Source organism: Chromatiales bacterium, from assembly GCA_014762505.1.
Lineage (GTDB): Bacteria > Pseudomonadota > Gammaproteobacteria > SpSt-1174 > SpSt-1174 > SpSt-1174.
This window is the reverse complement of the sequence record JABURS010000038.1, coordinates 1-18,686: the sequence shown is the minus strand read 5'-3', so window position 1 is coordinate 18,686 and position 18,686 is coordinate 1. Positions and strand designations below refer to the sequence as shown.

Below are 18,686 nucleotides of genomic sequence, written 5' to 3'. Positions count from 1 at the left end.
TCGGGGGGATGGTCGTCTTTTTCCAGTATAGCCCCGACGCGCGGCCACTGGCCGCGTCCCTCCCTGAACCCGCGCCGGAAGCCCTGTGCTTTCTTCCGGGAATACAGAATGTTACGCTGTTTTCAGGCCAGCGCCAACGCCAGGGAACACCACCTGCACGGCCCCGGCCATCCCGCAGGCAGCGTAGATTACCCCGGGCGCAACCAGCAAGGAGGAGTGCGTGCGTATTGCGATTCTGGAGGACGATAAGGACCAGTCGGACCTGATCTCGCTCTGGCTCGAAGAGGCCGGACACAGCAGCCAGGCCTTCGCCAACGGCGCCGCCTTCCGGCAGCACACACAGGAGACGGACTTCGACCTCTTCATCCTGGACTGGGAGCTGCCGGACACCAGCGGGATCGAGATCCTCGACTGGGTGAGGCGACAGATGGGATGGCCCACCCCGGTGCTCTTCGTGACCGTGCGTGACGAGGAGGAAGACATCGTGCAGGCCCTGGAGACCGGGGCCGACGACTACATGAGCAAGCCCCTGAAACACAAGGAACTGGTGGCGCGCATCAACGCCCTGGGCCGGCGGCTGGAGGCCGGCACCTCCCATCACGACGTGCTCACCTATGGCGACTACAGCATCGACTTCAGCCATCGCCGGATCACCCGGCTTGGCCAGGAGATCCGGGTGACAGGCACGGAATTCGAGCTGGCCGCCTTCCTCTTTCGCAACACCAACCACGTGCTTTCCCGTACCGATATCCTGGAAAACGTCTGGCAGCGTGGCCCGGAATTCAACACCCGCACCGTCGACACCCACATCAGCCGCATACGCAAGAAACTGCAGCTCGAACCGGACAACGGCTGGCGCCTGACCTCGGTATACCGCTACGGCTACCGCCTGGAGCAGCTCGCCTGAGCCATGGCGGAGGCCCGGAAACGCTTACATTGTTTTACATTTGCCGCTCCGGGGCGATGGTATAGTGCGGAAAACGTCATACGGCGTCGTTCAGGCGCCCTGCACGCCCTGATCGAGGTTCTCATGCACACCGATTTCCAGCGCATCCTCTACGTGGAGGACGAGCCCGACATCCAGACGATCGGCCGCATCGCCCTGGAGACGGTCGGCGGGTTTACCGTGGAGATCTGCGGCTCCGGGGCCGAGGCGCTCGACCGGGTCGACCAGTTCGACCCCGACCTCATCCTGCTCGACGTGATGATGCCCGACATGGACGGCCCCGCCACCCTGACGGCCCTGCGCAACCAGACCGGCGCCACCGATACCCCGGTGGTGTTCATCACGGCCAAGGTGCAGACCAGCGAAGTGGAGACCTACAAGGCCATGGGGGCCGTGGACGTGATCGCCAAACCCTTCGACCCCATGACCCTGGCCGGCACCATCCGCACGATCTGGACGAGGCTGCATGGCTGACGGGGGGGACGCACTGCAGCAGCGCCTGGCCGCCCTGCATGCCGACTACCTGGCCCGTCTTCCCGGGCGGCTCGCCGAACTGGACGGCCTGCTCGATGCACTGCGCAGCGGGCACCGCGACAGCCTCGAACCGCTGCAGCGCCAGCTGCACAACCTCACCGGCTCCGCCGGCAGCTACGGACTGGACGAGATCAGCCGCCTCGCCCGCGAGGCCGAGCAAATGGCCGCCCGCCTTGGCGAGCAGACCACCCTCGACGACGCCGATCTGGATGCGCTGACACAGCGGATTCGGCTGCTGGGGGAGGGGGTGAAGGCTGAAGGGTGAGGCGGGCATGGCCCGCCCTATGGCGTCAGGCGGTGGTGGCGGCATCACGTATAGATTCGGCTTGCCACAGAAGATCACAGAGCAGGAATCGCCTTGTACTCCCCTCTGTGACCTCTGTGGCGATCAGACTTTTCGCCTGTCGTCTATCGCCTCACGCCCCCCTCACTCGCTGATCGCCAGCTCCACGCGCCGGTTCTGCGCGCGACCGGTGGCGGTCTCATTGCTGGCCACCGGCTGATCCGGGCCGTAGCCACGGGCCGTGAGCCGCGAGGCGTTGATCCCCTTGTTGATGAGATACATGCGGACCGCATCGGCGCGCTGCTGGGACAGGCTGATGTTGTAGTCGCGGTTGCCGCTGGAGTCGGTGTGGCCCTGCACCTCGACCTTGAGCTCCGGGTAACGGCGCAGCGTGGTGACCACGTCATCCAGGGTCTGCACCGAGGTCGGATCCAGCACGGCGCTGTTGGTGGCAAAGGTGACGCCTTCCAGGCTGATGCGTTCCTGCAGCTCACAGCCCCTGGCATCCACACGCACCCCCGCCGGGGTACCCGGGCAGGCGTCCGCACTGTCGATCACGCCATCGCCGTCGGAATCGCGCGGCGCCGCCGGACGGGGTGCCGGCGCCGGTGCCGGCTCGGCAACCTCAGCACCATCGCACTCCGGCAGGGCCTGGCCCGCCGTCCAGGTGCCGGTGCGCCAGCATTCACCCGGCGTGTTATGCCAGAGATCGCCGTCACTGTCGTACCAATAGGCGCTGGAGGCCATGACAGCCGGGCCCGGCGCCAGCAGGGCCGTGGCGAAGCTGGCGGTGATGGCTGCCTGCAGAATGCGTTTCCTGTTTGTTTTCATTGTTCGTTGCTCCAGGGTACGGACGTGAGGATAGCAGGGGAGTGTAGTGCATCAGGACCAGCCTGTGACTGTCCTGGATCATGTGCCGGGGTATCAGAAATAACTGGCGGCGATGCTGTTGTGTACCCGTGCCAGGCCGGCCTGGAGTTCGTCGATGAACTCATGCAGGTGCTCCTGCCTGAGGCCGTCGGGTTTTGTACGCAACACCTTGCGGCGCAGGCTGCCGATGGCCTTGAGCGGCTTTTCGTTCAGCGGCAGGTGCGAGAGACAGGACTCGACCTCCCCGGTGGCGTGGGCCACGGAGCGCGGGAAGACCGCTTCCTGGAACAGGAACCGCAGCACATCGGGGCGGCGCACCCGGATGCGGGTGGTGCGGCGGTACATCTGGTAGCCGGTCAGCGACTTCAGCACGCCGACCCACTGGATATTCTCGAAGGGCGTGAGGTCCTCATGGGTCTCGGACAGCAGGGTGGCCGAGCGCACGTCGACGATACGCGTGGTCATGTCGGCACGCTCGAGGTTGCGCCCCATGCGCAGGAAATCGTAGCCCTCGTCGTGGTTCATGGTGCCGGCCAGCAGGCCGGTGATGGTCTGTGCGCCGAGGATGATGTGCCGGAGATACTCGAAGCGCCCACTGCGCGACAGCACGCGATTCGCCTGGCCGCGGGCATGCAGGTAGAGCTCGTTGATCTGCTCCCAGGCCTCGCGCGGGATGATGTCGCGTATGGTGCGTGCATTCTCGCGGGCCTGGTTGAGCGAACTCAGGATCGAGCCGGGATTGTTCTGGTTGGTCACCATGAAACGCACCACGCTGCGCTCGTCCGGCTCGTGGTAATGCTCGGCAAAGAGTTCACGGCTCCCCGAGATGTCCAGCAGCGGCTCCCAGCCCAGGCGTACATGACGCGGCAGGTCCAGCAGCAGGTTGCCATTCACGTTCACCAGGCGCGCGGTATTCTCGGCCCGCTCGATGTAACGGGCCATCCAGTAGATGTTCTCGGCAACGCGGGAGAGCATGGTCATGCGCTGCCCTCCCCGTCCACGATCCAGGTGTCCTTGCTCCCCCCGCCCTGGGAGGAGTTGACCACGGTGGAGCCCTTGCGCAGGGCGACGCGCGTCAGCCCGCCGGTGGTCACGGAGATGTCGCGGTCGCTCTTCAGGCCTCTGCTCAGAATGAAGGGTCGCAGGTCCAGGTGTCGCGGCTCGACCCGGTTGCCGACCAGCGTCGGCGCGGTGGAGAGCGTGAGCATGGGCTGGGCGATGTAGTTGCGCGGATCGCGGCGGATCAGGCGGACGAAGGTCTCGCGTTCCTTTTGCGTGGCCTGGGGCCCGATCAGCATGCCGTAGCCGCCGGACTCGTTGGCCGGCTTCACCACCAGCTTGTCGAGGTTGTCGAGCACGTAATCGCGGTCGGCCTTGTCGACACACTTGTAGGTCGGCACGTTCGGCAGCAGCGGCTTCTCTCCCAGGTAGTATTCGATGATCTCCGGCACGAAGGCATACACCACCTTGTCGTCCGCCACCCCCGCGCCCGGGGCATTGGCCAGGGCGACGTTGCCGGCCTTCCAGGCCCGCATCAGGCCCGGCACGCCTAGCATCGAGTCCGGGTTGAAGGCCTCCGGATCCAGGAACAGGTCGTCGATGCGGCGATAGATCACGTCCACCCGGGAAAGGCCCTCGATGGTACGCATGTAGACGCAATCGTCCCTGCCCACCACGAGGTCCGTGCCCTCCACCAGCTCGGCCCCCATCTGCTGGGCGAGATAGGCGTGCTCGAAATAGGCGGAGTTGTACACCCCGGGCGTGAGCACCACGATCTCCGGCTGGTCGATCTCGCGCGGTGCGAGCGAGGCCAGCATGTCGTAGAGCTGGGAGGGGTAATCATCCACCGGACGTATACTGTACTGGCCGAACAGCTCGGGGAAGACGCGCTTCATCACCTGCCGGTTCTCGAGCATGTAGGACACCCCCGAGGGCACCCGCAGATTGTCTTCCAGCACGTAGAACTGCCCGTCCTTGTCACGCACCAGATCCGAGCCGCAGATATGGGCCCAGACCCCGTTCGGTGGGTCGATACCCATGCACTGTGGGCGGAAATTCTTGGAGTCTTTCAGCAGCTCGGCGGGGAAGACGCCGTCCTTGACCACCTGCTGATCGTGGTAGAGATCGTCGATGAAGAGATTCAGCGCACGGACGCGTTGCTTGAGACCCGCCTCGACCCGGTCCCACTCGGCCTTGGCGATGATGCGGGGTATGATGTCGAACGGCCAGGCCCGGTCGATGGTGCCCTCCTCCTCCGTGTAGACGGTGAAGGTAATGCCCATGACATGGATGGCCAGCTCGGCGGCGGCCTTGTATTCCTCGATGTCCTGATCGGACAGGCCGCGCAGATAATCGGCCAGCGCCTTCGACTCCGGACGCGGCCGCCCCGCGGCGCGGATCAGCTCGTCGTAGATGCCCCTGACCTTGTAGCTACCCCAACGAATCGTCATGGATCGTGCTACCATCCCCTCGCGTATGGGTGTGCATTCACCATACGCCGATCCCAACCGTTTTGCATCCCGGCCGTCGTCCGGACAGCCGCTTACCGGGCAAGAAAACCATGACGTACTGCCTCGCCATCAAGGTCAACAAGGGCCTGGTGTTCGCCTCCGACTCACGCACCAACGCGGGCGTCGACTATGTCAGCACCTACAGCAAGATGTTCGGCTTCAACTGGCCCGGCGACCGCGTCTGCACCATTCTCTCGGCCGGCAATCTCGCCACCACCCAGGCGGTGATCAACCTGATCAACCGCGACCTGGAACAGGAAGACGCCGCCTTCAACCTGTGCAAGGCCGACTACATGCACGAGATCGCGCACTACGTCGGCAAGCTGAGCCAGGAAGAGCAGCGCCAGCATGCCCCGGCCAGTGAAAAGGCCCGCGTCAGCCTGGAGGCGAGCTTCATCGTCGGTGGCCAGATCGCCGGACGCGACCCGGAGATCTATCTCGTCTACCCGCAGGGCAACTACGTCAGTGCCTCGCCCGAGACCCCCTACCTGCAGATCGGCGAAAACAAGTACGGCAAACCGATCCTGGATCGCATCATCACCCCCGACACCAGCCTGGAAGACGCCGCCCGCTGCGCCCTGGTCTCGGAAGACTCCACCATGCGTTCCAATGTCACCGTCGGCCCGCCCTTCGAACTGGCGATCTACGCCACCGACAGCCTCGACGAGCCACGCTACATGAACCTGAAACTCGCCTCGCCCTTCTACAAGTCCCTGCAAAAGAGCTGGAACGACGGCCTGCAGCGCGCCTTCAAACGCCTGCCGAAGTTCGACTGGGAGAAGGACCGGTAGGGACGCGTTATTGCCCCGGCCTCAATCATGGCCAGCACTGCAGGAGCGCCGCAAGGCGCGATCAGGAATGGCACGTCGGCCAAGCACGGGCATCGCAGCTTGCACCCAGAGGGCATAAACGCAGCGCCTACATCCGGACACCGGCACCCGTAGGAGCGCCCGCCAGGCGCGATCGGGATCGGCACTCTCGCTCCGGCTTCGGCATTGCACCTACGGATTAACCCAAGGCGTCGTAGGAGTGCCGCGAGGCGCGATCAACCGGGCTATGCGCGCAGTCCCGGTGACGCCCCACCCGCCGCCTTGACCAGCTCGTGGATGAAACGGATCTTGTCGGCGGCCAGGCCGGCCACCACGAAGGGATAGGCATCGGGCAGGCCCATGCTGCGGTTGAGCATGTTGAGCGCGAGGCTCAGGCGGCTCCAGTCGTCGAGCAGGATGTCGAAATCCACGGGACCACCCGTCCGAGGCGAGGCGTCGGCGAAATGGAAGCCGAGATCCTCTGCCGTCTCGATGGTGTCGACCATGTGCAGGTAATGCGCCCAGCTTTCCGCCCAGTCCTCCCAGGGATGCGCGCTGGCGTAAGCACTCACGTGGCGCGCCTCCCAGCCGGGTGACGGACCTTCGGCGTAATAGCGTTTCAAAGCCTGCTTGTAGTCTTCGCGCTCGTCACCGAACAGTTCGCGGAACGCCTCCCGCCGTGGCACGTCATTCAGCAGCAGCCGCCAGTAGTAATGCCCGCTCTCATGCCGGAAGTGTCCGAGCAGGGTCCGGTATTCCTCGTTCATCTGCTCGCGCATGGCCTCACGTGCACTCGGTTCGGCCTCGAGAATGTTGATGGTGATCGTGCCATCGACATGCCCGGTCAGTACCCGTTGCGCCTCGGTGATCGCGTTGCTGAACTCGGCATCGTGGGCGGCATCCTCCATGAAACGGAAGGCCAGCCCCTGCCGGGGATCCACCCGCTTGCCGCGCACATCCAGCCCCAGGTGGAACAACCCATACAACAGGCGTCGCTTGGCCTGCTCGGTGCGGAACCAGAGCACGTGATTGCGCGGCTCGGCGAGATTCGGGATCACCGCGTTGAGACGACAGGAGCGGCACAGGCGTTCAGAATCGTCCTGCGGCACCATCCAGTTACAGACATCGTGATCCAGGTGATTGCCGCAATGTCGATACCGGCCGCCTCCCGGCAGGGCGCGGTACACGCCACCGCCCACCGGTTCGAGCACACTCAGTGTGAGCGAGTCCGGCAGGAAGCCGGTCTCGCGGCCACAGGCCAAGCACTGGCTGTTCTCGAAGAACAGCGTATTGCCGCATTCGCAGCGAAAGGTTTTCAACGTACCTGTACCCCCTGCCGGACAGCATGGTTGTAGCGACTCCCGACAGTATCGTCCCTGCCCCATGCAATCAAGGCGAATACCTCAGGCCGGCAACACCTTTCCCCGGAACATGAAGAATACCGCACCCATCAGGCAGAGGGCGGCCCATAGATAATCCAGCTTCAGGGGCTCCTTCAGGTAGAAGAGCGCAAACGGCACGAACACCGACAGGGTGATCACTTCCTGCAGCATCTTCAGCTGGGCGACGCTGAGCACCTGATAGCCGATCCGGTTGGCCGGCACCTGGAACAGGTACTCGAACAGTGCCACGCCCCAGCTCACCAGCGCGGCGACGATCCACGGCTTGCCGCTGAGCTCCTTCAGGTGGGCATACCAGGCAAAGGTCATGAACACGTTGCTGCAGATCAGTAGCAACGCCGTGAGCACCACGGGATTGAGCTGCATGCGCGCCTCGACCGACCGAAGGGAAGGAGACCAGATCCTAGCGCCGGGACTGGCAAACAGCCAGGCCCTCCTGCCACCACCAGCCCCGCCAGGGTAGAGGTGAAAGCCTCCGTCCCGCCTGCCCTGGCCCCGGGTATCGCCTCATCCGCCCAGCAGGGTGAACAGCCCCAGCACCACGAAGACCAGGGCCGCGACACCATGCACAAGCTTCACCGGCACGCGACCGGCAATGCGTTCGCCCAGCAGCACGGCAGGAACGTTTGCGATCATCATCCCCAGCGTGGTCCCGACCACCACCCAGATCAATGTCTGGTACTGGGCCGCCAGCGCGATGGTGGCAATCTGGGTCTTGTCCCCCATCTCGGCCAGGAAGAAGGCAATGAGCGTGGCGCCGAACACGCCGAAACGCAGCAGCCTGTCCTCCTCGTCCTCCAGCTTGTCCGGTATCAGCATCCATATCCCCATGGCGAGAAAGGACAGGCCCAGCACCCAGCGCAGGATCTCGGGCGTGATCAGTGTCGTGAGCCAGACACCGACGCCGCCCGCCAGCGCATGGTTCGCCAGCGTGGCGACCAGGATACCGAGGATGATGGGGACCGGTCTGCGGAACTTGGCCGCCAGCACGAAGGACAGCAGCTGCGTCTTGTCGCCGATCTCGGCGAGCGCGACGATACCGGTGGAGATCAGAAAGGCTTCCATGGAAAACATACCCTGGCCGGATGCATACCGATGACCACACCACCCCTCCGGCCAACGCGGAGGCGGCATGGTCAAAGGTCTTGCCAGGTCGGAGACTGCCTGCACCATGGCCCGAAGACCAAGTCTGTTGATACAGGCCCCGCTTTGCGCGGGCGGCTACTCCCCAATGACGGGACGGATTGTAACGAACCACGATCAGGGCTGTCCAGCGTACGCCGTTGAGCGCGCAGCGACGCGAACGCATCGTCAGAGATCGCCCGGTTATTTCGTCACTCATCCCTGAACAGCGGCCAGGATTCAGAACGGGCGGGGCCACCTGGGCCAGCGGGAGTGTCTAACGTGGGTGGCTTCGAGACTGGATCCCTGCTTTCGCAGGGATGACGGAAAATCCATCACGCCGCCGTCTCTTTCGTCATTCCGGCGAAAGCCGGAATCCAGAACGGCGCACGATGATGCGGCCGCACATTCGAACCGCGCCGGGCACAAAAAAGCCCTCCACACGGGGAGGGCTTGGGATATGGCGCGCCCGGCACGATTATTCGCTGCGCTCACCCCGGCGGGACTGGCGTCGCTGGCGCTCCGCCATTCTCGCGGCTTCGCTCGCTCGTCGAACGTGGCTTTGTCCATGTCGCACGTTCGAACCGTACCGGACGCAAAAAGGCCCTCCAGTGGAGGGCCTTTCTTGTATGGCGCGCCCGGCACGATTCGAACGTGCGACCGCCTGGTTCGTAGCCAGGTACTCTATCCAGCTGAGCTACGGGCGCTTGAAGGTTGCGAATTATGAGGGGATCGGCCGGAGGCGTCAAGGGGGGCAGCCGTCGAATCGACATCCTGGCTGTCTATCGAGGGGCCCTTCTTGTTTATATGGCGGAGACGACTGCATGGAAGCAGGAGGTACGAGCCCATGGATGGGCGAAGGTAGAACAATGCAGGAGCAATTGTCGAGAGCAACGCAGGAGCAGTTGCCGAGAGAGGGATTGGGTCGCTGGCGCTCCCCGTCCCCCGGGCTACCGCCCGGGTGATCGAACCAGACTTTTTAATCTATCGAGGGTTCGAAGCCCTGGCTGTCCTGATAAACAGAAAAGGGGCCCCAAAAACCGGGGCCCCTTTTCTGTTTATATGGCGGAGACGACTGCATGGAAGCAGGAGGTAGAGCAACGCAGGAGCGGTTGCCGAGAGAGGGATGGGCTCCCGTTGGTCGCCGTCACCTCGCTTCGCTCGGCGGTCGAACCATCTTGTCTATCTATCGAGGGTTCGAATACCTGTGTCCTGATAAATAGAAAGGGGCCCCCAAAACCGGGGGCCCCTTTCTATTTATATGGCGGAGAGAGAGGGATTCGAACCCTCGATAGAGTTTCCCCTATACACCCTTAGCAGGGGTGCGCCTTCAGCCACTCGGCCATCTCTCCGGGTCTGAGGACTGGCGCTGTGCCAGTTTCAGCGAGGTGCAAGGATACCCGGGCGGGGTGGGAAAATCAAAGGGATGAAGGGGGAAATCGGGGTGTTCGGGCATGAAAAAGGGGTGTTGCCACCCCTTTTTCACTGCTGGCGCTTACTGGTTGCCGCCAGCGGCTCCGGGGGTGTCGTTTTCGCGCTGGATGCGCTCGTAGATCTCTTCCCGGTGTACCGAGACGTCCTTGGGGGCGTTGATGCCGATGCGCACCTGGTTGCCCTTGACGCCCAGCACGGTCACGGAGACCTCGTCACCGATCATGAGGGTTTCGCCAACACGACGAGTCAAAATAAGCATTGTCCTATCTCCTGCTTTGCTTCAATCACCTTGTGCCGGGCAAACGGCCGATCCATGTGCCTCGATCCGTTGCCTGGCTCGTTTCCGGGAGCTTTCCTTCCCGGCCCCTGGTAACCCGGCTCTGCGGGTATCTTCCCTTTGCTAGCAGTGGCGACCGCTCATGGGCGGGCCTTGGTTATTTATGCTTATTTTTGTTTCTTATAGTGTAAAAAATATCGGGCTGGATGTGAGCCAGCCCGATACAGGTTTTACAAACTTGCTACATTTGGCCATGCAGGGGCCATTCAGGCCTTGGCGGCCGGTTCCTTCTCCAGTTCGAAGGCGTCGTGCAGGGCGCGCACGGCCAGTTCCAGGTACTTTTCGTCGATCACCACGGAGATCTTGATCTCGGAAGTGGAGATCATGCGGATGTTGATCCCTTCCTTGCCCAGCACCTCGAACATCTTGCTGGCGATGCCGGCGTGCGAGCGCATGCCGACGCCCACCAGCGAGACCTTGACGATGCGGGTGTCACCCGACACCTCGCGCGCACCGATCTCGCCGGCGATCCCCCTGAGGGCCTCGAGCGATTTTTCGTAGTCGTTTCGGTGCACGGTGAAGGTGAAATCGGTCATGTCGTCGGCACCGACGTTCTGCACGATCATGTCGACTTCGACATTGAGGTCGGAGACCGCACTGAGGATCTTGTAGGCCACACCCGGCTGGTCCGGCACGCCGGAGACCGTGAGCTGGGCCTCGTCGCGGTTGAATGCGATACCCGAAATCAGCGCCTGTTCCATTGTCTCGTCCTCGAACGTAATCAGTGTGCCGGGGCCCGACTCTTCGAAACTGGAGAGTACGCGCAGCGGCACGTTGTACTTGCCCGCGAATTCCACCGAGCGTATCTGCAGCACCTTGGAACCGAGGCTGGCCATTTCCAGCATTTCCTCGAAGGTGATGCGGTCCAGGCGACGGGCCTTGGAGACCACCCGCGGGTCGGTGGTGTAGACGCCGTCGACGTCGGTGTAGATCTGGCACTCGTCGGCCTTGAGGGCGGCGGCCAGGGCCACGGCCGTGGTATCGGAGCCGCCGCGGCCGAGGGTGGTGATGTTGCCGTGCTCGTCCACACCCTGGAAGCCGGCGACCACCACGACGCGACCAGCATCGAGGTCACGCCGCATGCGGCTGTCGTCGATGTCGCGGATGCGCGCCTTGTTGTGGGCGCTGTCGGTGAGGATGTGTACCTGGGCGCCCGTGTAGGAGCGCGCCGGGCAGCCGGCCTTTTCCAGCGCCATGGCGAGCAGCGCGATGGTGACCTGCTCGCCGGTGGACAGCAGCACGTCGAGTTCGCGGCCGGCGGCACGCGGATCGATGCCGTGGGCCAGGTCGATCAGGCGATTGGTCTCGCCCGACATGGCGGAGACGACGACCACGATGTCGTCGCCCGCCTCGCGCGCCCTGACGATGCGCGCGGCGACGTTCTGGATGCGGTCGATGGTACCGACCGAGGTTCCGCCGTATTTATGAACGATGAGGGCCATAGGGGTCCGTGTCGAAAAGGGGGTAATTAAACACTAAACAAACAAACACTTAAAGGCCGCCGGCGATCATGGCGGCCGCGTGCGAGGGCTTGGGCGGGCGGGCAGACGGCATGTGCCGGGCGCTCAGCCCCCACGGCTCAGCTGGTCCTGCACCCAGGCAGGCACGGCCTTGAGCGCCCTGTCCAGGGCCGCCGGGTCCTTGCCGCCGGCCTGGGCCATGTCGGGACGGCCACCGCCCTTGCCGCCCACCTGCTGGGCGACGACGTTCACGAGATCGCCCGCCTTGATGCGGCCGGTCTCGTCCTTGGTCACGCCGGCCACCAGGCTCACGCGATCGCCGTCCACGGCGGCGAGCACGATGGCGGCATGCTGGAGCTTGTTCTTCAGCTGGTCTAGGGTGTCGCGCAGGGTCTTCACGTCGGCGCCCTCAAGCTTCGCAGCCAGCACCTTGATGCCGTCGATGTCCACGGCCTGGGCAGCGAGGTCCCCGCCGGCCTGCGAGGCGAGCTTGCCCTTGAGGCGCTCGAGTTCCTTTTCCAGGGTGCGGGCGCGCTCCACGAGCTGCTCGACCTTCTCGTCGGCATCGCTGCGGCTCCCCTTCACCAGGGCGGCCACGCGGTCCAGACGCTCGGCCTGCCCGTCGATCCAGCGCAGGGCGTTCTCGCCGGTCACCGCCTCGATGCGGCGCACGCCGGAGGCCACCCCCGACTCGCTCACGATCTTGAACAGCCCGATGTCGCCCACACGGTTCACATGCGTACCGCCGCAAAGCTCGGTGGAGAAGCCGATCTTGAGCACACGCACGCGCTCACCGTACTTCTCGCCGAACAGGGCAAGCGCCCCGGCCGCCAGGGCCTCGTCCATGGACATCTCGGCGGCAGAGGCATCCTGGTTGGCGCGGATCTCGGCGTTGACGATGCGCTCCACCTCGGCCAGCTGTTCGCGCGTGACCGGCTCGAAGTGCGAGAAATCGAAACGCAGGCGCTCGGGGGTGACCAGCGAGCCCTTCTGTTGCACGTGCTCGCCGAGCACCTGGCGCAGCGCGGCATGCATCAGGTGGGTGGCGGAATGATTGAGCTTGATGGCCTCGCGGCGCGCGCCGTCCACACGGGCGGTGACGGTCGCACCCTTGGCCACGCTGCCCTCGACCACGCGGCCGATGTGCAGCCAGGCCTTGCCCTGCTTCTGCGTGTCGGTGACCACGAAGCGCAGGCCGTCGGCTGAAAGCTCGCCGGTATCGCCCACCTGGCCGCCGGACTCGGCGTAGAAGGGGCTGCGGTCGAGCACCACGATGCCCTCCTCGCCCGCACCCAGGGCCTCGGCCGGCTGGCCGCCCTTGAGCAGGGCCACCACCCGGCCCGCATCCTCCAGGCGGTCGTAGCCGGTGAACTGCGTCTCGGCGTCCACCTGCGCAGCCTTGCTGTAGTCCTCGGCGAACTGGCTGGCGGCACGGGCACGGCTGCGCTGCGCCTCCATCTCGCGCTCGAAGCCCGCCATGTCGAGGTCGAGGCCACGCTCGCGCGCGATGTCGTTGGTCAGGTCCACCGGGAAGCCGTAGGTGTCGTACAGTCTGAACACCGTCTCACCCGGGATCACCTTGCCGGACATGCCGGCGATGTCGTCCTCGAGGATCTTCAGGCCCTGCTCCAGGGTCTCGTTGAAGCGCTCCTCTTCCTGCTTCAGCACGCGCTCGACCTGGGCCTGCGCCTTCGCCAGCTCCGGATAGGCCTCGCCCATCTGTTCGACCAGCGGCTGTACCAGCCGATGGAAGAACGGCTGGGTGAGCCCGAGCTGGTGGCCGTGACGCGCGGCGCGGCGAATGATGCGCCGCAGCACGTAGCCGCGGCCCTCGTTGGAGGGCAGCACGCCATCGGTGATGAGAAAGCTGCAGGAGCGGATGTGGTCGGCGATGACCTTGAGCGACGGCTTCTCCAGGTCCTTGACGCCGGCCAGCTCGGCGATGGCCCGGATCAGGTGCTGGAACAGGTCGATCTGGTAGTTGCTGTGCACGCCCTGCATCACGGCGGCCAGGCGTTCCAGGCCCATGCCGGTGTCGACCGAGGGCTTGGGCAGCGGGTTGAGGTTGCCGTCCTTGTCGCGATCGTACTGCATGAACACGAGGTTCCAGATCTCGATGTAGCGATCGCCGTCCTCTTCCGGTGTGCCGGGCGGGCCGCCGGCGACCGCGGGGCCGTGATCGTAGAAGATCTCGGTGCAGGGGCCGCAGGGGCCGGTGTCGCCCATCTGCCAGAAGTTGTCGGAGCTGCCGTCGGCCTTGTCGCCGATACGGGTGATGCGATCCAGCGGTACGCCGACCTCCTGCACCCAGATATCGTAGGCCTCGTCGTCGGTCGCGTAGACCGTCACCCACAGCTTCTCCGCCGGGATCCGGTAGACCTCGGTGAGCAGTTCCCAGGCGTAGTGGATGGCATCGCGCTTGAAGTAGTCGCCGAAGCTGAAGTTGCCCAGCATCTCGAAGAAGGTGTGGTGGCGCGCGGTGTAGCCGACGTTCTCCAGGTCGTTGTGCTTGCCGCCGGCGCGCACGCAGCGCTGCGAGCTCACCGCACGGCTATAGTCGCGGCTCTCGCGGCCGAGGAACACGTCCTTGAACTGGACCATGCCCGCGTTGGTGAACAGCAGGGTCGGGTCGTTGGCCGGCACCAGCGGGCTGGAGGGCACCACGGCATGGCCCTTGCCCTCGAAGAAGGCAAGAAACTGCGAGCGAAGTTCGGCACTACTGGTCATAAACACTCAGACACTCACGATTGCAATCAGTCTCACCAGCGGCCCCGGGCGATCCCCGGGCCGCTGCCATTATTCCTCCGACCCGCCCACGACGCGCCAGATCACATCACTGGGAAAGCCGCGCCCCTGCAGAAAACGCGCCTGGCGGGCGCGTTCGCTGTAACTCTCGGGGGATCGGCTTCCATACTTCTTGCGGTGCTCCTCGCGGGCGCGCGCCTCGACGAGTTCGCGGTCCTGTTCGAGGTAGCGTTCCACCAGTGCGGCGTCCACCCCCCGCTCCCGGAGCTCGGCGCGGATACGCAGCGGACCGAAGCCACGCGACTCGCGCGAATGGACATACGCCTCGGCGTAGCGTTCGTCGCTGAGCAGGCGCTCGGCCTCGAGCGCATCCAGCACGGCGACGATCTCCGCGTCCTCGAAGCCGCGCTGGGCGAGCTTGAAGTGCAGCTCGCGGCGCGCGTGTTCCCGACGGGCCAGCAGGTCGATGGCCGCGTCGCGGCAGCCGCGCTCAGGCCTCGGCTTCAGCCTCGTTCTCCTCGGCGGCGGGCGCGGCCTTCTGTGGCAGCAGCTTCTCGCGCAGCTGGCGCTCGATGTCCTGCGCCATTGCCGGGTTTTCCTTCAGGAAGTTGCGCACGTTGTCCTTGCCCTGGCCGATGCGGTCGCCGTTGTAGCTGTACCAGGCGCCTGCCTTGTCGACGATGCCTTCCTTCACGCCCAGCTCGATGATCTCGCCTTCGCGGGAGATACCCTCGCCGTAGAGGATCTCGAACTCGGCCTGCTTGAAGGGCGGGGCCATCTTGTTCTTGACCACCTTGACGCGGGTCTCGTTGCCGACCACCTCGTCGCCCTTCTTGATGGAGCCGATGCGGCGGATGTCCAGGCGCACCGAGGCATAGAACTTGAGCGCGTTGCCGCCGGTGGTGGTCTCGGGGCTGCCGAACATGACGCCGATCTTCATGCGGATCTGGTTGATGAAGATCACCAGCGTATTGGAACGCTTGATGTTGGCGGTGAGCTTGCGCAGGGCCTGCGACATCAGGCGGGCCTGCAGGCCGACATGGGAGTCGCCCATCTCGCCCTCGATCTCGGCCTTGGGCGTCAGCGCGGCCACGGAGTCGACCACCACCACGTCCACGGCGCCGGAGCGCACCAGCATGTCGGCGATCTCCAGGGCCTGCTCGCCGGTATCGGGCTGTGAGACCAGCAGGTCGTCCACATCCACGCCGAGTTTCTGGGCATAGCCCGGGTCGAGCGCGTGCTCGGCGTCGACGAAGGCGCAGGTGCCGCCCAGCTTCTGTGCCTCGGCGATCACCTGCAGGGTGAGGGTGGTCTTGCCCGAGGACTCCGGACCGTAGATCTCGACCACGCGGCCGCGCGGCAGGCCGCCGATGCCCAGCGCGATATCCAGGGCCAGGGAGCCGGTGGAGATGGCCTCCACGTTGCGCACGGCCTCGGCATCGCCCATGCGCATGACCGAACCCTTGCCGAACTGCCTCTCGATCTGGCCGAGCGCGGCGGCCAGCGCCTTCTTGCGGTTGTCGTCCACGGTCACCCCGTCCTCTGCGTCTGTGTGCGTTGTCTTCAGGAACCGGCGATTATCCCACAAAAAACCCCGAGGCGTAAAAAGCCCGCGGTCATTTCCCGGCTCGATGCAGGGCCTTAGCCCGTCAGCGGAAACCGCGCGATCACGGCATAGCGCACCCCGCCCGCCTCCGGCACGGATTCGACCAGGCAGAGGTCGGTCACCGGCCACTCGATGGGCTCGAAGGCCAGGGGTCGCGGCGCCCGCACCACCTTGCGGAACAGGGTGACGTGGGCGCGGAAGGGCCGGGCCTCCGGCACATAGCCGCAGGGGGCGAGCGCGGCATTGAGCGCGGCCACCAGCCCGGCCAGCGCCTCGGGCGTCTGGCGTGGGCCGGCCCAGAGCACCCGCGGACGGGGAAAGTACCCCAGCCGTTCGATACGAAAGCGCAGCGGCGACAGCCTGAGCGAACCGGCCTGACGGATCAGGCAGTCGCGCGTATCCGCATCGGTCTCGCCGACAAAGGCCAGGGTGAGGTGGATGTTCTCGACCCGCATGGGGCGCCCGCCCCGCACCGGCAGCGCGGCCTGCAGGCCGGCCAGGGCCTCGCGCGTGCGCCCGTCCGGCCACAGCGCGAAGAACAGGCGCTGTCGCGGGGATTGCTCAGGCGTCTCCGGCACGGGCCATCAATCCCCGCAGGGCCTCGGCGGCGGCCTGTGCGCGCACTGCCTCGCGGTCGCCGGCAAAGAGACAGTGCTTCGCCTCGGCCGCCGCGCCGCGCCGCGCCCAGGCCAGCCACACTGTCCCCACCGGCTTTTCCGCACTGCCGCCGGTGGGCCCGGCGATGCCCGAGATGGCGACGGCGAGGTCGCCCCTGCTGTGCGCCAGCGCACCCTCGGCCATGGCGCAGACCGTGGCCGCGCTCACCGCCCCGTATGCCGTCAGGGTCGCTTCCGGCACGCCCAGCATCTCCTGCTTGGCCGCGTTGCTGTAGGTCACGAAGCCGCGGTCGAACCAGGCCGAGCTGCCGCCGATGTCCGTGAGCAGCTTGGCCACCCAGCCACCGGTGCAGGACTCGGCGGTCACGACCACCCGCCCGGTGCGCTGCAGCACGGTGCCGGCGGCCTCGGCCAGGGACGCCAGTCCGGCAAGAGGGTCATGACCGCTCACGCATCGGGCTCCGGTGACGCGTGGACCTCCTCGATGCGGGAGGCGACCTGGAACCCACCGCGGTCGCGGGCCTCACAGCGGATCACCTTGATGCGCGCCTCGAAGGGCGGGCGTCCGGGCAGGGCCGCATCCACGCGCAGGTCCAGCAGCATGCCCGGGCGGAAGGCGTGCTCGGCGTTGAACAGGGCCCCGCCGCCGCTGAGGTTCAAGACCATGGTGCGAAAGGTCTCGCCCGAGGCCGGGTCGCTCAGGGTGGCCTCGCAGTTGAGGGTCATGCGCGGAAAACTGCGTTTTTCTTCGTAGTCGGGGATCATGCGCGCCTCCTTCATGGGATACCCCTAGTTAACAGAGCCCCCGCCCCCAGACAAGCCTCGCCGGCTGATCCGCGTCAATCCGGGGTCCGCCCCACTGTGCTACACAGGAAGAAACCCGCGAGGACACCCCATGCCGGCGACGATGCACTGCGAACTGGTCACCCTGCAGGCCGTGTACGACCTGAGCTACCAGCTCGCCTGCCAGGTGCGCGACTCCGGCTACCGGCCGGACCTGGTGGTGGCCATCGCCCGCGGCGGTTTCGCCCCCGCACGCTTCGTCTGCGACTTCCTCGGCATCCGCGACATGACCAGCATCAAGGTGCAGCACTACGGTGCCGGGGCGCAGAAGGAGGCCCGCGCCTGGGTGAAGTATCCCCTGGCCGCCGACATCGCGGGCCTGCGGGTGCTGGTGGTGGACGACGTCAACGACACCGGCGACACCCTGGTGATGGCGCGCGAGCACCTGCTCGAAGCGGCGCCCGCCGAGGTGCGCACGGCCGTCCTGCACGAAAAGGCCACCTCGCCGGTACACGCCGACTACCACGCCGCCGAGGTGCTGGAATGGCGCTGGATCATCTATCCCTGGGCCCGGGTGGAGGACATCGGCGGCTTCGTGCGCCGCATGCAGCCGCCGCCGGACGACAACGCGACCGTGCGGCGGCGGCTCGCCGAGGACTACGGGCTGACGCTGGATGCGGCGGAGACCGAGCGCATCCTCTCGCTCATGCAGGCATGGGAGGAGACCCAGTGAGCCCCGGCCCGGCGGAAACCACCACGGCCCTGGAGCGCCTGCTCGCCGAGATCGAGACCGAGATGCGCCTGACGGCCGACTACACGGGGCTGGACGGCCTCTCCGGGCGCACCCTCGAGGCACTGCGCCGGGTCCCGCGCGAGACCTTCGTGCCCGAGGAGGAGCGGCGGCTGGCCTATGGCAACCATCCCCTGCCCATCGGCCATGCCCAGACCATCTCCCAGCCCTATATCGTGGCGCTGATGACCGAACTCCTGTCGCTCACGCCCGAGGCGCGGGTGCTCGAGATCGGCACGGGCTCCGGCTACCAGACCGCCGTGCTCGCCGAACTGGCGGCCGAGGTCTACAGCGTGGAAGTGATCCGCGAGCTCGCCGCGTCCGCCCGCGAACGCCTCGCCGACATGGGCTACACCAACGTGCAGATACGCCATGCCGACGGCCACGCCGGCTGGCCCGAGGCCGCCCCCTTCGACGCCATCATCGTCACCGCCGCCGCC

General features: G+C 65.7%; 20 protein-coding genes and 2 tRNA genes. 6 read left to right on the top strand and 16 right to left on the bottom strand.

Features of this window, described 5'->3' with window-relative positions; translation table 11 throughout:
* Nucleotides 1-220: 220 nt before the first annotated feature.
* The 3 genes from HUJ28_08875 (at nt 221) to HUJ28_08865 (ending at nt 1,745) form a co-directional block, all read left to right on the top strand.
* Nucleotides 221-907 (top strand): response regulator transcription factor, encoded by a 687-nt coding sequence (locus HUJ28_08875; GenBank protein ID MBD3619573.1) that lies wholly within the window; start codon nt 221-223, stop codon nt 905-907.
* Nucleotides 908-1,030: 123 nt separating this feature from the next.
* Nucleotides 1,031-1,420: a response regulator gene (locus HUJ28_08870; GenBank protein ID MBD3619572.1), complete on the top strand. Its 390-nt coding sequence runs from the start codon at nt 1,031-1,033 to the stop codon at nt 1,418-1,420.
* Entirely contained in the window at nt 1,413-1,745 is a 333-nt protein-coding gene (locus tag HUJ28_08865) for an Hpt domain-containing protein (GenBank protein MBD3619571.1), read from the top strand. Before HUJ28_08870 ends, HUJ28_08865 begins: the two co-directional genes overlap by 8 nt.
* Before the next feature lie 162 nt (nt 1,746-1,907).
* Here HUJ28_08865 and HUJ28_08860 read toward each other — a convergent pair whose 3' ends face one another.
* The 3 genes from HUJ28_08860 to HUJ28_08850 all read right to left on the bottom strand — a co-directional run bounded on the left by HUJ28_08860 (nt 1,908) and on the right by HUJ28_08850 (nt 5,083).
* Nucleotides 1,908-2,594 carry an OmpA family protein gene (locus tag HUJ28_08860; GenBank protein MBD3619570.1) on the bottom strand — a complete coding sequence of 229 codons (687 nt, stop codon included), beginning with the start codon at nt 2,592-2,594 and terminating at the stop codon, nt 1,908-1,910.
* 93 nt (nt 2,595-2,687) lie between these two features.
* On the bottom strand, nt 2,688-3,608 hold the full coding sequence (locus HUJ28_08855) for an alpha-E domain-containing protein (protein MBD3619569.1): 921 nt from the start codon (nt 3,606-3,608) through the stop codon (nt 2,688-2,690).
* 2 nt (nt 3,609-3,610) lie between these two features.
* The gene (locus HUJ28_08850) at nt 3,611-5,083 is read right to left on the bottom strand and encodes a circularly permuted type 2 ATP-grasp protein (protein MBD3619568.1); all 1,473 of its coding nucleotides are present in this window, start codon (nt 5,081-5,083) and stop codon (nt 3,611-3,613) included.
* 110 nt (nt 5,084-5,193) lie between these two features.
* Between HUJ28_08850 and HUJ28_08845 the strand changes: the two genes are divergently transcribed.
* Nucleotides 5,194-5,934, top strand: a complete 741-nt coding sequence (locus tag HUJ28_08845; protein ID MBD3619567.1) for a proteasome-type protease — start codon at nt 5,194-5,196, stop codon at nt 5,932-5,934.
* Between the two features lie 263 nt (nt 5,935-6,197).
* Here HUJ28_08845 and HUJ28_08840 read toward each other — a convergent pair whose 3' ends face one another.
* From HUJ28_08840 to HUJ28_08780, 13 genes are all read right to left on the bottom strand, one after another.
* On the bottom strand, nt 6,198-7,271 hold the full coding sequence (locus HUJ28_08840; protein ID MBD3619566.1) for a putative zinc-binding peptidase: 1,074 nt from the start codon (nt 7,269-7,271) through the stop codon (nt 6,198-6,200).
* An 84-nt stretch (nt 7,272-7,355) separates the two neighbouring features.
* Nucleotides 7,356-7,718 (bottom strand): DMT family protein, encoded by a 363-nt coding sequence (locus HUJ28_08835; protein ID MBD3619565.1) that lies wholly within the window; start codon nt 7,716-7,718, stop codon nt 7,356-7,358.
* Between the two features lie 141 nt (nt 7,719-7,859).
* Entirely contained in the window at nt 7,860-8,417 is a 558-nt protein-coding gene (locus tag HUJ28_08830; GenBank protein ID MBD3619564.1) for a TMEM165/GDT1 family protein, read from the bottom strand.
* Between the two features lie 687 nt (nt 8,418-9,104).
* Nucleotides 9,105-9,181 (bottom strand) — tRNA-Arg (locus tag HUJ28_08825).
* Nucleotides 9,182-9,736: 555 nt separating this feature from the next.
* Nucleotides 9,737-9,826: transfer RNA gene (locus HUJ28_08820), tRNA-Ser, on the bottom strand.
* 143 nt (nt 9,827-9,969) lie between these two features.
* The gene (csrA, locus tag HUJ28_08815) at nt 9,970-10,167 is read right to left on the bottom strand and encodes a carbon storage regulator CsrA (GenBank protein ID MBD3619563.1); all 198 of its coding nucleotides are present in this window, start codon (nt 10,165-10,167) and stop codon (nt 9,970-9,972) included.
* A gap of 284 nt (nt 10,168-10,451) precedes the next feature.
* Entirely contained in the window at nt 10,452-11,687 is a 1,236-nt protein-coding gene (locus tag HUJ28_08810; protein MBD3619562.1) for an aspartate kinase, read from the bottom strand.
* Between the two features lie 123 nt (nt 11,688-11,810).
* The gene (gene alaS / locus HUJ28_08805) at nt 11,811-14,432 is read right to left on the bottom strand and encodes an alanine--tRNA ligase (protein ID MBD3619561.1); all 2,622 of its coding nucleotides are present in this window, start codon (nt 14,430-14,432) and stop codon (nt 11,811-11,813) included.
* 69 nt (nt 14,433-14,501) lie between these two features.
* The gene (locus HUJ28_08800; GenBank protein MBD3619560.1) at nt 14,502-14,957 is read right to left on the bottom strand and encodes a regulatory protein RecX; all 456 of its coding nucleotides are present in this window, start codon (nt 14,955-14,957) and stop codon (nt 14,502-14,504) included.
* Entirely contained in the window at nt 14,941-15,978 is a 1,038-nt protein-coding gene (gene recA / locus HUJ28_08795) for a recombinase RecA (GenBank protein ID MBD3619559.1), read from the bottom strand. Before recA ends, HUJ28_08800 begins: the two co-directional genes overlap by 17 nt.
* Nucleotides 15,979-16,091: 113 nt before the next feature.
* Nucleotides 16,092-16,634: an RNA 2',3'-cyclic phosphodiesterase gene (gene thpR, locus HUJ28_08790; protein ID MBD3619558.1), complete on the bottom strand. Its 543-nt coding sequence runs from the start codon at nt 16,632-16,634 to the stop codon at nt 16,092-16,094.
* Nucleotides 16,618-17,097 (bottom strand): nicotinamide-nucleotide amidohydrolase family protein, encoded by a 480-nt coding sequence (locus HUJ28_08785; GenBank protein ID MBD3619557.1) that lies wholly within the window; start codon nt 17,095-17,097, stop codon nt 16,618-16,620. The genes thpR and HUJ28_08785 overlap by 17 nt, the downstream gene beginning before the upstream one ends.
* Before the next feature lie 23 nt (nt 17,098-17,120).
* Nucleotides 17,121-17,438 (bottom strand): PilZ domain-containing protein, encoded by a 318-nt coding sequence (locus tag HUJ28_08780; GenBank protein ID MBD3619556.1) that lies wholly within the window; start codon nt 17,436-17,438, stop codon nt 17,121-17,123.
* Nucleotides 17,439-17,580: 142 nt separating this feature from the next.
* Between HUJ28_08780 and HUJ28_08775 the strand changes: the two genes are divergently transcribed.
* Entirely contained in the window at nt 17,581-18,189 is a 609-nt protein-coding gene (locus HUJ28_08775) for a phosphoribosyltransferase (protein ID MBD3619555.1), read from the top strand.
* Nucleotides 18,171-18,686 (top strand): protein-L-isoaspartate O-methyltransferase (gene pcm, locus HUJ28_08770; protein ID MBD3619554.1); only part of this gene is annotated, 516 nt, incomplete at its 3' end. The genes HUJ28_08775 and pcm, both read left to right, overlap by 19 nt.